Annotated in this window: 13 protein-coding genes; 8 read left to right on the top strand and 5 right to left on the bottom strand. The window is 49.5% G+C overall.

What is annotated here, in order from left to right:
- The first annotated feature begins 178 nt into the window (after positions 1-178).
- Together JW881_02545 and JW881_02540 are read left to right on the top strand one after the other, a co-directional pair.
- Positions 179-1,411 (top strand): hypothetical protein, encoded by a 1,233-nt coding sequence (locus JW881_02545; protein ID MBN1696370.1) that lies wholly within the window; start codon positions 179-181, stop codon positions 1,409-1,411.
- A gap of 106 nt (positions 1,412-1,517) precedes the next feature.
- Positions 1,518-2,753, top strand: a complete 1,236-nt coding sequence (locus tag JW881_02540) for a hypothetical protein (GenBank protein ID MBN1696369.1) — start codon at positions 1,518-1,520, stop codon at positions 2,751-2,753.
- A gap of 70 nt (positions 2,754-2,823) precedes the next feature.
- On the opposite strand, the gene mtnA is transcribed toward JW881_02540, so the two are convergent.
- Complete coding sequence (mtnA, locus tag JW881_02535) at positions 2,824-3,870, bottom strand: S-methyl-5-thioribose-1-phosphate isomerase (GenBank protein MBN1696368.1); 1,047 nt, start codon at positions 3,868-3,870, stop codon at positions 2,824-2,826.
- 295 nt (positions 3,871-4,165) lie between these two features.
- Here mtnA and JW881_02530 point away from each other — a divergent pair, with 295 nt between their 5' ends.
- From JW881_02530 to JW881_02520, 3 genes are all read left to right on the top strand, one after another.
- Positions 4,166-5,257 (top strand): 6-phosphofructokinase, encoded by a 1,092-nt coding sequence (locus JW881_02530; protein MBN1696367.1) that lies wholly within the window; start codon positions 4,166-4,168, stop codon positions 5,255-5,257.
- 87 nt (positions 5,258-5,344) lie between these two features.
- Positions 5,345-5,878 (top strand): sigma-70 family RNA polymerase sigma factor, encoded by a 534-nt coding sequence (locus JW881_02525; protein MBN1696366.1) that lies wholly within the window; start codon positions 5,345-5,347, stop codon positions 5,876-5,878.
- A gap of 28 nt (positions 5,879-5,906) precedes the next feature.
- Positions 5,907-6,293 (top strand): hypothetical protein, encoded by a 387-nt coding sequence (locus JW881_02520; protein ID MBN1696365.1) that lies wholly within the window; start codon positions 5,907-5,909, stop codon positions 6,291-6,293.
- A 40-nt stretch (positions 6,294-6,333) separates the two neighbouring features.
- Here JW881_02520 and JW881_02515 read toward each other — a convergent pair whose 3' ends face one another.
- The gene (locus JW881_02515) at positions 6,334-6,849 is read right to left on the bottom strand and encodes a hypothetical protein (protein MBN1696364.1); all 516 of its coding nucleotides are present in this window, start codon (positions 6,847-6,849) and stop codon (positions 6,334-6,336) included.
- Between the two features lie 171 nt (positions 6,850-7,020).
- Here JW881_02515 and JW881_02510 point away from each other — a divergent pair, with 171 nt between their 5' ends.
- The 3 genes from JW881_02510 (at position 7,021) to JW881_02500 (ending at position 10,227) form a co-directional block, all read left to right on the top strand.
- Positions 7,021-8,364, top strand: a complete 1,344-nt coding sequence (locus tag JW881_02510; GenBank protein ID MBN1696363.1) for a patatin-like phospholipase family protein — start codon at positions 7,021-7,023, stop codon at positions 8,362-8,364.
- A 297-nt stretch (positions 8,365-8,661) separates the two neighbouring features.
- Entirely contained in the window at positions 8,662-9,768 is a 1,107-nt protein-coding gene (locus JW881_02505) for an ABC transporter ATP-binding protein (GenBank protein MBN1696362.1), read from the top strand.
- 12 nt (positions 9,769-9,780) lie between these two features.
- Complete coding sequence (locus tag JW881_02500; GenBank protein MBN1696361.1) at positions 9,781-10,227, top strand: hypothetical protein; 447 nt, start codon at positions 9,781-9,783, stop codon at positions 10,225-10,227.
- A 308-nt stretch (positions 10,228-10,535) separates the two neighbouring features.
- Here JW881_02500 and JW881_02495 read toward each other — a convergent pair whose 3' ends face one another.
- The 3 genes from JW881_02495 to JW881_02485 form a co-directional block, all read right to left on the bottom strand.
- Entirely contained in the window at positions 10,536-12,008 is a 1,473-nt protein-coding gene (locus JW881_02495; protein MBN1696360.1) for a cellulase family glycosylhydrolase, read from the bottom strand.
- Between the two features lie 195 nt (positions 12,009-12,203).
- Positions 12,204-12,656 carry a response regulator gene (locus JW881_02490; GenBank protein MBN1696359.1) on the bottom strand — a complete coding sequence of 151 codons (453 nt, stop codon included), beginning with the start codon at positions 12,654-12,656 and terminating at the stop codon, positions 12,204-12,206.
- Positions 12,657-12,749: 93 nt separating this feature from the next.
- Positions 12,750-13,706, bottom strand: coding sequence for an FHA domain-containing protein (locus JW881_02485; protein MBN1696358.1), 957 nt, complete (start codon positions 13,704-13,706; stop codon positions 12,750-12,752).
- Positions 13,707-14,152 lie beyond the last annotated feature (446 nt).

Below are 14,152 nucleotides of genomic sequence, written 5' to 3'. Positions count from 1 at the left end.
TTGAGTCGTGATAAAAGCCCCGGGAAAGCCGGGGCTTTTGTTTTTTCGTACCGTCACAATCATGCCATTTTTTTGGCCGGGTTTTTCACACTCCGGACATTTCCCTTCCTTTTTTCCGCAGTATTGTAGTCATAAAGGATAGATCGTATCCTGCAAGATTTCGTTAAGGAGTCCGGTAATGAAAAGATTTTTCACTTTTCTCTCTCGAATATTTTTCGGATATCACATGGCGGTCGCTTTACTCATAATGGCCGTTGTCATCATCGTGCTGACAATACAGATAGGCAACCGTGCGACCTTTGCGAATACCGAATTATACAACGATGTGATCGACCGCTGGGGCGCACCGATACATCAGAGTGCCCCCACGGTGAGATATATTCCGACCGGAACGGTCTTTACCGAATTGTATTCGCTTCCCTTTTCCGGTCAACGGATTTCGATCAAGGCAACGATGAATTACCGGAAGCGTGGACTTTATTATTTTTCGGGTTTTGATTTCAGCTTCGAAGGCCGTTACACGATCGTCAATACGGAGACCGATACAATCGATGTCGTCTTTGTTTTTCCTATAAATCTGGAAAGAAATAAAATACTGCTGTCGGATCTTGTTTTTTCCGTGGATAATCTTCCTGCCGACATCAACCTCTCGGACAGCGGCGACAGACTTTTTTGGACGGGACGGCTCGTACGCGAGAAGGAAACCGAGTTTTTGATTACCTACAGGGGGAGAGGGCTTGACGAGTTTACCTATTTTCTTGACCCTGATATTCCGGTCAAAGATTTCAGGCTGTCTGCGGAAATCAAGGGAGGTGATAATTACGATTACGCGTCAGGTGTGGTACCTGCGACATCGTTGGAAACCTCATCCCGCGACAATGTCGAGCTGACGTGGGAATACCGTTCACTCGAGTCCGGGGTACCTGTCGGTTTGCTTCTTCCTTCGGAAAAGTCCTTTGACACCATCATCACGACCATGACGGCACGAAGCTGGGTGACGTTTCTATTATTTTTCACCGGCATCATCGGTATATTTCTTTTTTCGAACAAGAGACTTCCCGTTTACACCGCATGCCTGATTGCTTCGGGATACGGGTTCTTTTTCATTCTTCTGGCCTATTTGACCGCCTATATGCCGTTTTCTCTCGCATACCTGATAACGATTATCACCATATCGCTTCTTTTATTTCTCTATATGACGTTCACACTCGATCTGAAAAACGGGTTTTTGACATTGGGGCTTTTTTTCATTTACCAGATTATTCCGACTATGGCCGTCATTCTGGAAGGGTATACGGGCCTTATCTATACCCTCGAGATTCTCCTCGGCCTTTGTATACTCATGTTCGCCTCGAGCCGTAAAAAAACCCAGGATATACTGGCCGGATTTTACCGTCGTGTGACGGCATGACGAGGTGCCGTCCCGTATGCGATTCCGTTGTTCGAGTAGACATAACGAATGTGGAGCCGGGTGTCGTTCCCGTTCCACAGACGATGATTAAATTAAAAGGAGTATCATGATGAACAGGAAAATCATATGTATAAGTTTTACCATATTGCTTTCAATATGGCCTTCATGCGCGGATGATGAGGAGCTTTCAACCGCGACACTCCCGCTGAACGAGATCCTGCGGTTGTATCGGGAGACGGAAAAGACCGGAACGCCGGAGAAAAAAGGTCCTCCGGTCAATGCGGTCGTAAGCAGGATGGAATTGAGCGGTCAATTACTCGATAATGCCGCGGATATTGAAGTCAATGTCCGTGTGGTTGTGCTCGAAGACAATGAATGGAGTGAAGTCAAGCTGCTTCATCTGGATGACCATACCGTCGTATCAGGATTGCCGGATCCGGGTGACATCCTCATCATGAACAGAAGGAATATACTGACATGTTTGACCGATAAAAAGGGAGTTTATGATTTCTCTTTTTCACTTCTCGTCACGGCCATCACAGAAGACGGGGACAGGGCCGCAACAGTCCGGCTCGAAGAAAACTCACAATCCCTGTTTCGTATTCGCCTGGATGAGACACATTTCGCGCTGGGTGGCGATCGACGTCTCGAACGCACTCCGGACGGATTTATTCTCTATCCGGACAATAATGTATACAGACTCCGGTGGAAGCTGAAAAAGGCGGCCTCTTTCGCCAGGGCGACCGCCTCGGTTACAGGGACGATGCCGGAGAAACGGCCGGAAATCGAACCCATGGTGTCAAGAGGTCACGGATCTGCGGTGTCCACACTCGAAGGCCGCCTCATCCTGCGGTTATTGTACGAACTCCATTTTACGGGAGAAAAATCGATATCGTTTACCCTGCCGGAAGAATATGAACTCGAGAAGGTTTATATCAATGGGATACAGAGGATCTTTACGATTAAAAGCGGGACCGTGCTGCTCGAGGTTTTGCCGGGCAGGTCCGGCGGACAGGCGGGAAGCGTCGAACTCGTTTTAACCCGCAAACAGGGCAATTATCTGCTTTCGGGGTCGATACATCATCGTCTGCCGGCCCCGGACTGGCCGGTTCATGAGATGTTTCTCACGCTTCATCTCCCCGAGGTGTTCGATTATACTTTTCGCGGAGGAAGCCTGAAATCGGTCCGGGAGGTACCGGAGGCCAACTATACCTACCGGATTCCCACGCCCGGGAAGGCGATGATGTTTCATCAGTACCTCATACAATCATCTTTGCCGTCGGTAAGCATCGATTACGCGATCGCGATTGACGGCGATTATTTTATCGCCCCCGAATATTGACCGCGGGATGTTGCAGGGAGATCGATTTTTCCACGATCGCGATTGTGTCGTCCATAGAAAACTCCTGTGTTTACATATCAAAGCCGCTTTGAAAAACTTCTTTGATATGTTTTTTATACGGCGGCGTAATAATCCCCCTGTCGCATATAATCGCCGTGATGAGACGGGAAGGGGTGATGTCGAACGCGGGATTGCAGACGGGAACGCCGGCGGGTGCGATCCGCACTTTGCCGCACACCGTCCTCACTTCATCGCCGTCTCTCTGTTCGATGGGAATGCCGTCCCCGGATTCGAGCGAGGGATCGAATGTGCTCGAGGGGGCGGCGACATAGAACGGCACGCGATGGTAGGAAGCGGCCACCGCGAGGCCGTATGTCCCGATCTTGTTCGCCGTATCACCGTTCGCCGCAATCCGGTCGGCGCCGACAAACACCTTGTCGATTTGCCCGTCCCGCATGAGGGAAGCGGCCATGTTGTCAGTGATAAGAAAACACCGGATTCCCCGTTTCATGAGTTCCCATGCCGTGAGCCGGGATCCCTGAAGCAGGGGGCGTGTTTCACCGGCATAGACGGTGATATCCGCGTAAAGACGGTGGGCCATGCCGATTACGGCCAGCGCCGTTCCGTCCCCCCCGGTGGCGAGGAATCCCGTATTGCAGTGGGTGAGAATACGGTCGCCTTTACCGACAAGACGGACCCCGTGTTCGGCAATACGGCCGCACAGCACGGCATCTTCTGCGTGAATGGCCCGTGCTTCACTCCGAATCGCCTTTTTTATCCGATTCAGGGAAAGGCTCCCGTTTGCCGCGGCAGTCTTTTCGATCCGTCGCAGCGCCCATACGAGATTGACCGCGGTGGGTCGTGCGCTCTCAAGATACGCGATCGCATCGGCGAGAGCGGTATAAAAGCGTTGTTTGTCGCTTGGAAGCGAATCGAGGGATACGCAAAGACTGTAAGCCGCGAATACCCCGATCAGGGGGGCGCCGCGAACACGGAGTTCCTTGATCGCCCGGTAGCCGCATTTGATCGTTCTGCACTCGCGCCATATCTCCCTGTGGGGAAGGAAACGCTGATCGAGATAGTGAAGGGTGTTTTTTATGTAGCGGATCGCTTTCATTGTCTGCTTCCTTCCGTTATGAGGTGAAACGGTGCATTATCGATTTTTTCGGGGACACCGTATCGCATCCGGTCCCGGTCCTCCATTGTCCGGTTTTGATTTATAATTACACCGCCGTTCGTAAAACGTCATTTGCAGGGTGCTTTTTACGTTTCATCGTGCGGTTGTCAAAAACCGGCAATCATCCTATACTGTGACTCTCGTGTATGATGAGGGTACAGTAATCCCTTTTGGAAGTCAATACGAGAGAGCCGTCATGGCGCGGTAAACAAGGAAAAGGAGCGTACAGGGAAATATGGCCGTCAAATCACGCTGCATCGGTATCCTGACATCGGGGGGAGATTGCCCCGGATTGAATGCGGCAATTCGTGCCGTCGGAAAAACGCTTGTTTCCAGGAATATCGGCATCATCGGCATACTCGACGGTTTTACGGGACTTGTTCAGAACAAGGTCATTCCCCTCGGCCCGAATGAGCTTTCAGGACTGCTTACCATCGGGGGGACGATCCTGGGAACGAGCAGGAACAAACCGCACAAAATGCCGCTTCCCGACGGGAAATATCATGATATGACCGGGGCGGCGATCGAAAATTATCACCGCCTGGGGCTCGATTGTCTCGTCTGTATCGGCGGCGGGGGAACACAGAAAAACTCCTACCGGCTCATGAAAGCGGGAAACCTCAATATCGTCACACTCCCGAAAACAATCGACAACGACATCTGGGGTACCGATGTCTCGTTTGGCTTCGATACCGCGGTCACGATCGCTTCGGAAGCCGTCGACCGGCTTCATACAACCGCATCGAGCCATCACCGGACGATGATCTGCGACGTCATGGGGCATAATACCGGCTGGCTTGCCCTGAGTGCGGGTATTGCCGGGGGCGCCGATGTTATCCTGATTCCGGAAATCGCCTATCATCCGGAAAAAGTGATGGAGGCACTCGTTGCCCGGCGGAAAAGCGGAAAGCGTTTCAGTATCATCGTGAACGCGGAGGGCGCAAACCCCATACATCCGCCGTCACCGGACGGTCATGGACAAGCCGAAGACGAACCGGTGAATTTTTTCCCCCACCGTCTGCCCTCGAGTGAGGCGCTCGCGACCGGAATCGAAAAAACGATCAATATCGAAACGCGGGTAACGACACTCGGTTATCTTCAGCGGGGGGGGATACCGACTCCGGCGGACAGGATTTTAGCCACACGCCTCGGTACCGGGGCGGCCGCTTCGATTCTCGACGGCATCTACGGCGTCATGATGGCGGTCAGGGGAAGCGAGATCATTCCGATACCGCTTGAAGAAATCGCCGGTAAAAAGAAAACCGTCCCCCCCGATCATCACCTGATACAAACCGCGCGGCGGCTGGGTGTGTCATTCGGTGACTGACGGAAAGCGTTTTTTTATTCCGGCCTTATGCCTTTCATACAATAAATTTGCAGCCCGTACGTCATTTAGTATATGGAGGCCGTACTCATGAGGCGCATCTCGGATGCGTTCGGAGAAGAAAGAAAAAAACTCTTTGCTTTTATACACTCGAAGGTTTCCGACAGGGAAGACGCGGAGGATATACTCCAGGATGTGTTTACTTCCGCCGTTATCCATTTGAGTGTGACCGAACCGGTCGAAAATCTCGCGGCCTGGCTTTATACCGTCGCGAAAAACAGAATCATCGACTGGTACAGGAAAAAGAGGCCGGCTAACGTATCGCTCGACGGCGAGGGTGAGGGTGTATCGCTCGGGGATCTGATTGCATCGGGCGGATTGAGCGTCGAGGAAGATTTCGTCCGTTCGGTGGTAACGGAGGCACTCGAAGACGCCCTCGGGGAACTTCCCGATAATCAGCGTGAGGTGTTCGTATTGCAGGCGATCGAGGGAAAGACATTTCGCGAAATAAGCGAAGAAACGGGTACCCCGCTCAATACCCTCATTGCGCGAAAACGCTATGCGGTACGGTTTCTCAAAAAGCGGCTGGCCGAACTGAAAGAGATGCTCGACGAATACAGCTGATCCATTGTCAGCAAGAGGAGGTTTTGATATGAAAGGATTATTCAGGAATTTCAGACCATTCGTCCATATCCCGATGATTTTGGGGGGGCTGGTTATCGTTTTTTTTCTCTCGTTTCTCTTTGGTTTGCTGGTGATGGTACTCTGGAACTGGCTCATGCCCGTCATTTTCGGACTTCCCGTCATCACCTACTGGCAGGCATGGGGACTGGTATTACTCTCCCATATCCTCATCAAGGGCGGGCCCGGCGGACACAATCATGATCACCATGAACGGGGCGATGAATGGAAAAACAAGTTTCGCATGCGGATGAAAGCCCACTTTGGGGGGAATGAGGAAGAACCGCGGTCAGAAAAAAAGGAGAATGAGGAATCGGGAAATACCGATCCGGAACAAAGCGGGGAAGGGGAAGCGTAATGGGTACGATGGGCCGCCGGATGAGGTAATCCGGCGGCTGCTATCCCAGTGATTCAAGAAAACGCTTGTGGAGTTCGAGTTCTTTTGCCGCGATTTCGGTTTCCGTTTCATAGATCGCCGTTTGGATATCCCTCAGGATCTGGATCGAACGCTCGAGATATTCAAGTCTGTGGCAGTATGTTCTCAGTTTGTGTTTTTCCTTGATGAACTCCTCGATGGGCCTGTCGAATTGTTTTATCATTTCTTCGAGATGGACGTGTTCCTGGTCGAAATAAATATTGTAACGCCTCATCAGATTTGGTTTGGATTCACACCTGCTCCGGTAGAGATGATAAATCTCATCCGAAGTAAAAATCGGAAAAATAAAATAACCGTAGTAACGCTGCTCGAAGGTATCTTCGGGATGGGGATGGAAAAAGCCGGGCTTGGAAATAAATTCCTTTTCATATTCCAGGAATAAATTCTTTTCTTTTTTTTCTTCGTCCCGGTTGTCAAAAAAAAGGGTGAAAAGGTCATACCCCGGTACTTTTGTAACAACAAGATGAACCAGACTCATAATCAACCTCCTGCGGTATCATAGAAGGAGACGTTATTTTTGTCAAGTTTTTACGTACCCCGGATGTTTCTTTTTTCTTTGTCTCCCTTGAAGAGGACGGCTAAAAATCTTATGATAAAAGGGGATGGCGAACGAATATATTGTCTATAAGAACAGCAAGGGAGTCATTCAATGAAAAGAACGTCGAATAAAGCCGCCCGGGGCGGACCTCATAATCGATCCGAAAAAAGCAGGCAATCCCGAAGCGGCACGAAAAGAAAACAGCGCAGCGGGATCGGTCTGTGCCTGTCCGGCGGCGGATTCCGAGCCGCGCTCTTTCATCTGGGCGCACTGCGCCGGCTGCATGAATTGGGAGTTCTGGAAGAACTCTCGACGATCAGTTCCGTTTCGGGCGGAAGTATCATAAGCGGATTCATCGCGCACACGATGGCTGCAAAGAAGAAATCGATCGCTGAATTGAAGTTCGAAGAAGATATCGCCCGTCCTTTCAGGCGCCTTACGACACACGATTTCCGCACCTTCCCCTTTCTGACTCATTTTTTATGGAACTGGTTGTTTCCCTCTTTCCGGGTGAGGCACCTGATACGGCTTTTAAAAAGACGGCTATCCAGTCTCCCGCTGTGCGGGATACCCCTGAAACCGGAATTCACTTTTTGTGCCACGGACATGAAGTACGGGGTGAACTGGAAATTTACGCAGCATACCACAGGCGATTACCGGACCGGTTATATGAAAACGCCGGCTTCGATGCTGCTGGTCGATGCTGTCGCCGCATCCGCATGCTTTCCCCCCGTCTTTGGTCCTTTGACCCTTACGATGAATCCGGGCCCATCAAGGAAAAAAGGTTCCGGCCCAAAAACCGGGCGTTCCGGTATTAATGCCGGGTGCGGAAACAGCGGGCGTATATGCCTGACAGACGGTGGTATTTATGACAACCTCGGTCTCGAGCCCGTCCTGGATACACATTCCCATATCCTTGTCTCCGACTGTGGTTCGCCGATTCCTTTTGAAGTGAAGCGGAATATCCTGAGCAGAACATTCAGGTACGTGTCGCTGATCATGAAGCAGGTGGAGAAGCTTCGAAGGGAAATCCTCATGAGCGCGATCAATGAAGACTATGTCACCTGCCGCTGTGACGCTAAAGGAAAAGCTTTGTATCCCGTCGACAAGGCGAGGGGGGCGTACTGGGCGATTACAAGCGACGCGGAAGGCTATAATAAGCGGAAGACAGCGACCTCGAAAACGGCCGTCTTTTATTCCCGCGATTTTGTCAAACAGATCATCTCCTGCATACGCACCGATCTCGACAGGTTCACGAAAACGGAAACCGCAGTGTGTGAAAACCACGGTTATTCGCTGGCCGATGTCGCCTTACGGACCTTTGTCCCCGAACTGATAAAAACGGATGTACCGTTCAGGTGGCCGCATAAGGACTATGGACCGGATACCGAAAAAGAACTCAGGAAAAAACTAAAAGATTCGCACAGGCGGTTGTGTTTCTTCAGACCCGAATGATACGTGACGGGCCCGCTTTCGGTACGGCAGCATTTTTTTCCGTGCGGCACCGCCGTATTGATGCATCGCGCGGCGCGGTTACGGGATGATCGAGTACAAATCGGTCTGCGAAAAGGGAAAAATAGTACTTCCACGCTATGCAAACAGTTTTAACACTTTCCCTGCAATATTGATTTTCATTGACATGATGTGTGAGAATAATTATCATGAAAACAATACAACCATAATGTCCTTGGACAATCATCGTTTTGACTGAGACCGAAGTCGTGTTAATGAAAAAAACGGAAAGGATGAATAATGGCGAGAATACAGCTCATCGATGTATGCAAAACGTTGAGAACAAAAAGCTTTCATCTGTTATCCTCCCGGGAAAACCGGTCGTCGAATGAAATAACGTTCTCATTGGAGAATATCAGTCTGGACATTCCGAGCGGCCATATTACCGTGATCCTCGGCCCCAGCGGCTGCGGTAAAACGACACTGCTCAAGATTATCGCGGGCCTGATCAAAGCCGATTCGGGCAGGATATTGTTCAACGGGATGAATATGGAGGAAGTGGCTCCCGGGGAGAGAAAGATCGGGATGGTGTTTCAGGATTACGCTTTATATCCGCATCTGGATTCAAAAACAAACATTCTTTCCTATTTCCTTTTTAAACGGAAAACAGCCGAGTTATATGAAACGGCCAAGGAAAAGTTCGATCGTACAAGCGAATTGATGGGGGTTGAGATCAAATACCTGCTTCACAGGATGCCGAACACGCTTTCAGGCGGAGAAAAGCAGCGCGTTGCGATAGGCCGGTGTATTACGCGGGATCCGGCGGTGTTTTTACTGGATGAACCTTTTCTCAATCTCGATCAGATGCTGAAAGACAAGTACCGCGTCAATATGAAACATTTGCTTAAACAATTCAGCGTGACAACGGTGTATGTGACGCATGACCAGCAGGAGGCTTTGATTTTTGCCGATCATATAGCGGTCATGAACAAAGGGGCGATCGAACAGGTCGGATCCTACGAAGAAATCTATAACAATCCGAACAGTGTGTTTGTGGCTTCTTTCCTCAACACCAGTATTCACACGACGCCGATAAATTTCATCGACGGAAACCTCGTCTCCGAAAAATACGCCAATTTCACTGTCGGCGTCAGGCCGGAGGATATTTCAATCAGCGAGGTAATGAAACCGGGCTTATTGAAATCGGTCGTCAGGGAAATCAATTATATGCCGTTGATCAGAAGCACGATTATGGAAACCGCCATCAATGGGACAACGATACAGCTTCAAAAGCCGGAGAAAACGGAAATATCGGCCGGGAGTGTCGTCTGGCTCGGTTTCGATAAAATCCACACATTCGATAAAGCCACCGGTAAAAGAATCAAGACCGATACGAATCCCGATTGAGTCGTTGCGTGCATGGTACGGATACCCGTCGAATGGCTTATCGCAGGACTCATCCTTTTTCTCCTCCTGGGGGCATTGTTATTCCGGGTTGTTTCCCGGTTTGTTTCCGCCATTATTCTTCGATTCCGGTTCAGGAAGGGAAGAAAGGGTGAAATCCTGGCGAGAAAGTTCCTGAAAAAACAGGGCTTTATCATCGTTTCGGAACAGTATTCGGTCTCATCGCTCATGTATATCGATCATGTGCCGTACCGTTACGGGATACGGGCGGATTTTCTCGTCCGGCGGGGCGACAAACGAGCGATTGTCGAGGTAAAGACGGGTAATCGTGCGACCGATCCCCTCATGCCCGAAACAAGACGGCAGCTTTTCGAATACTATCATGTGTTCGACGTGGACGACCTCTATTTTTTCGATGCACGTTCTGTGACCTTGCAGCACATATCGTTTGACGGCTTGTGATTCGTCCGGGAGTCGGGGAACGGACGCCGTTTGTTACAACCGAAACGGCTTCTATGGGGGCGGATTTTTATTTATGGGCACTTTTGAAAACCTGCAAAGCAGGTTTTTAGAACCGCAAAATATTTCCTTAAGCCCACAAGTGCGCCAAAACCCGGCTTGAATATGTAAGTCACTCTATAATAAACAGATAATATACATTTCAATATGAGCTCCTGTAATTGTGAGAAGTCCGGGTTAGAGGTGCCCTTATTTTCCGGGAAACGAAAAAACAGGCTGCCCGCCGGATCGGGGGCAGCCCGGTAGTAGTATCAGCACAATGTATTGATCAGCCCGACGTAATACTGGGCGATGCGGAGCGCATCGACAATATCGATCGTTCCGTTGCAGTTCGCGTCCGCCGCGGTCTGATTAAATCCCGCTGGGTCAAGACCGACATAGTACTGGGCCACAAGAAGCGCATCGACGATGTCGATGGTGCCGCTCGAATTGACGTCGCCGATGGTGACGGCAGGCGGATTGGTCACAGCCGGGGGATTCGTCACCGTGGGCGGGTCGGTCGCCGGTGGGTTCGTGACTGTCGGCGGCTGTGTGACGGCCGGCGGTTGCGTGACGACGGGGCCGCTGCTTCCGGCGAGGTATGGTTTTACCAGGTTATACTTTGGCGTGTTGACGGTGACCCAGTCCGCTTCCAGCATCCCCCCGGTATCCCCCGAGTTCGGGTTCCAGCTCCACATCGTCCAGGAACAATCCCGCCCCATATATTCCATCAATTTCGTAAACCATTTGTAGTCCGTCGAAGAGGAATTCGCCGCCGCGGCATCCGTGATCCCGAATTCGCCGAAAAGCAGCGGGGCGATATTCTGGTTTTTAATGAAACCGAAATGTTCGTCCCAGATCGCCGGCATATTGTTGGGAAAATTCGATGCAGAAAACCATGATTGGTTAAAAACGGAAGAGCCGTATTCATGGGGAGAATAGACAAGGTTATTGATACCGGAAATCGGATAATCGGCGACGCCTTTCAGATTGCCGCCCCACCAGTATCCGTGGCCTTCGGGATATTCTTCGACGCCCTCGACGATTATGAGAATATTGGAGTTGGCGCTGTTGATCGCCTGGCCGCACTTGATCGCCGCGGCCCGCCAGTCGGTGGTGCCGTATCCTGAGGCATTATATCCCCATGAGGCGGGGGGTTTCATTCCCGAACCGGTCGACCCGTGCGGTTCGTTGTTCAAATCCGCGCCGATGACATTCGAATTATTCTTGTACCTGTTGATCATCGCGACCCAGTCGCTAATCCATTTCGATTCGGAACAACTATCCGTATACCACAAAGTCTCATTCATATAGCCGTCCGCGGCACGCGAATGGTTGTCCAGGATAATATATATTCCGAGATTACCCGCTTCCTCTATAATTCTATCCATTACTTCCTGTGACGATAATCCGTCAAGATCGAGGTTGAGACCGGTCTCTCCCGTGTAATCGTCGGTGCCGTATTCGTTTATCTGGATACTGTCCGGCGATTTACCCAGCATTTCATTGCACCACGGCAGCCTGATGCAATTGAATCCGAGGTCGGCTATCTGCTTGAGCATTGATTTGTAATCACGTTCCCAGATGCCGTGAACGACGTAATTGCCGGTTTCGAAACCAAACCAGTTGACACCGGTGAGTCTTCCGTATCGTGTATTTGCTTCAGCTTCTATTGTAATAAATGCAAGCAAAACCAATAGCGACAGGATAAAGCCCGCCGTTCTGCATGTTGATTTGAATTTCATTGTTTTCTCCTTTTTTTTACGCTTTGATTTTGTTATATCATGCCGATACCCCCATGTATATAAGGGTAAATGAGAAATATATATAGGAGATTCAACCTTATTACTTATAAATGTATCATATTATTTGTTGTTACACACTTTCAAGGTAGTCTTCTTCAGGATTGGACCGCTTTTTCGGGATCAGGTGAAACGGTATCAGGCTTTATTGGGAAGTTTGACTATCTCGAGCCAGAAGGTATTGAGTGATTGAATCACTTTGAGGAATTTATTGAAATCGACGGGTTTGGTAATGTAGCAATTGGCCCGGTTGTAATAGGTTGCAAGGATGTCGTCTTCGTTTGTCGAACAGGTGAGGATGACGACGGGAATCGTTTTCAGATCGGCATCATTTTTAATTTCATTCAATACCTCGACCCCCGTCTTTTTTGGAAGATTGAGATCGAGGAGAATGATATCGGGCCGGGGGGCGTTCGCGTAATTGTTTTCTCGTTTCAAAAAGGCAAGCGCTTCAACCCCGTCTTTTACCACGGAAAGGTGATTGTGGAGTTTACTCTCTCTGAACGCTTCCTTTGTCAGAAGAATATCACCGTCATTATCCTCGACAAGCAGTATTTCGATAGGGATGTCTTCATTGGTCGGATAATTCAATCACATTCTCCGGTTAAAGCGTTAATGTGAAGTATAACAGAAAAGCGACTGTAATGCAAATAAATTCGGGTTTTCCGCCGGAAAGACGCACATTCAACCGGACGTTCTGTAGGCGTATATCGTGTGGTATCCCTTGATGCCCTTGAGTCTGAACGAACCCATACGCCTGAATTTTTTCTTTTTTGGCTGGTCCAGTTCATGGTAGAATTCCCTAGTGATAAAGACCCTGTCTTCAAGCGGGAAATGTCCCGGCGCTATGGTATTGGCCGTTTTTTTTATGTCCCTGTAACGAAGGCCTTCTGTTCGAAAGGTGACGATTACCGCCTGGCCATGACGGTCCCCGTTCGGCTCGATCAGACTCTTGCCATAGTGCATTCCGATACGGACATGGATTTCGGTTGCATTGGATTTGTTGAGATTCCATTTTCTGATACTTTTTAGAATTTCTTCAGACGCCCTTACACAATGGTGGACATCGGCGAAGGTGGCAAGAAAGCCGTCCCCGGTTCCCTTGATAAATTGCGCGGTATGTCTTTTAAAAATGGGAAGGACGATATTATTCATCGCCTCGGTGAGTTCCATACAGGCTTCATCGCCGTAAACGTCGATGATTTGAGATGAATTGCATTGGTCTAAAACCAATATTGCTTCCGTCTGTCGCGGTTCGTAATAGAATGTACTTTCAGTATGCTCTATTTCCGCATGTTTTTCCGGTTCTTTTTTAGCAATAATGAGTTTGAGTGATGTTTTGCCGAGAATAATGATACTTCCGTCTGAAAGGGCCGTTTTTCTGGTTATTTTTACATTATTGACGATGCTTCCGTTTGTGCTTTTAAGATCCTGTATGGATACGGATTTGCCGTTTCTGGAAATTTTCGCGTGATATCGTGATATATTACTGTCTTTTGTCAGGGAGAAATTTGCTCCTTTGTCGCGGCCGATAATAAAGGGGAAAGAGGATGTCTCGTACAGTTCTCCCGCATCTTTTCCCTTTATCACGAGCAATCGGATTGTCAGGGATGGTGATTTTCTCCCCCTCGATTTTCCCATACCTCTAATGGTATAAGTGATGGATCGCTTAATCAAGTCAAATAACAAGGATTTCCCTTAAAATCGGGCCTTTTATCATCATAGCGGTACTCATTTCCGGACACAATGCCGGAAGCCGCTATACAGGATAAACCATGCATACGATCATCCGGTAATCCCGATGTATGGACTTCGTTTTCAAATAACTGCGCGTGTTTTTAGCGGCCATGAGAAAAACATTGACTTTTACCGGATATGTTTTTAAATTTATAGAGGGTACCGCATGGGGTGAGTAAAGTTCTACGTAACGTCGTGATTATTCTCTCTATATTCGCGGGCATAACGGCCTGTAACGATCCCGGTTTATGGGGTGTTCTCGAAGGGCAAATGAATACGGAGATGACACAGGGGCCAACTCCGGGATCGACTCCCGAGGTTCCGACGGCCGAGCCCACGGCAGAACCCAC

It is taken from the genome of Spirochaetales bacterium (genome assembly GCA_016930085.1).
In the GTDB taxonomy this organism is placed as follows: Bacteria; Spirochaetota; Spirochaetia; order SZUA-6; family JAFGRV01; genus JAFGHO01.
This window is presented reverse-complemented; position numbering and strand designations above follow the sequence as displayed.

Coding starts and splice junctions, on each gene's coding strand:
- JW881_02530 (MBN1696367.1), top strand. CDS start 4,166: ATGGCCGTCAAATCACGCTGCATCGGTATCCTGACATCGGGGGGAGAT.
- mtnA (MBN1696368.1), bottom strand. CDS start 3,870: ATGAAAGCGATCCGCTACATAAAAAACACCCTTCACTATCTCGATCAG.
- JW881_02485 (MBN1696358.1), bottom strand. CDS start 13,706: ATGGGAAAATCGAGGGGGAGAAAATCACCATCCCTGACAATCCGATTG.
- JW881_02505 (MBN1696362.1), top strand. CDS start 8,662: ATGGCGAGAATACAGCTCATCGATGTATGCAAAACGTTGAGAACAAAA.
- JW881_02515 (MBN1696364.1), bottom strand. CDS start 6,849: ATGAGTCTGGTTCATCTTGTTGTTACAAAAGTACCGGGGTATGACCTT.
- JW881_02500 (MBN1696361.1), top strand. CDS start 9,781: ATGGTACGGATACCCGTCGAATGGCTTATCGCAGGACTCATCCTTTTT.
- JW881_02495 (MBN1696360.1), bottom strand. CDS start 12,008: ATGAAATTCAAATCAACATGCAGAACGGCGGGCTTTATCCTGTCGCTA.
- JW881_02545 (MBN1696370.1), top strand. CDS start 179: ATGAAAAGATTTTTCACTTTTCTCTCTCGAATATTTTTCGGATATCAC.
- JW881_02525 (MBN1696366.1), top strand. CDS start 5,345: ATGAGGCGCATCTCGGATGCGTTCGGAGAAGAAAGAAAAAAACTCTTT.
- JW881_02520 (MBN1696365.1), top strand. CDS start 5,907: ATGAAAGGATTATTCAGGAATTTCAGACCATTCGTCCATATCCCGATG.
- JW881_02510 (MBN1696363.1), top strand. CDS start 7,021: ATGAAAAGAACGTCGAATAAAGCCGCCCGGGGCGGACCTCATAATCGA.
- JW881_02540 (MBN1696369.1), top strand. CDS start 1,518: ATGATGAACAGGAAAATCATATGTATAAGTTTTACCATATTGCTTTCA.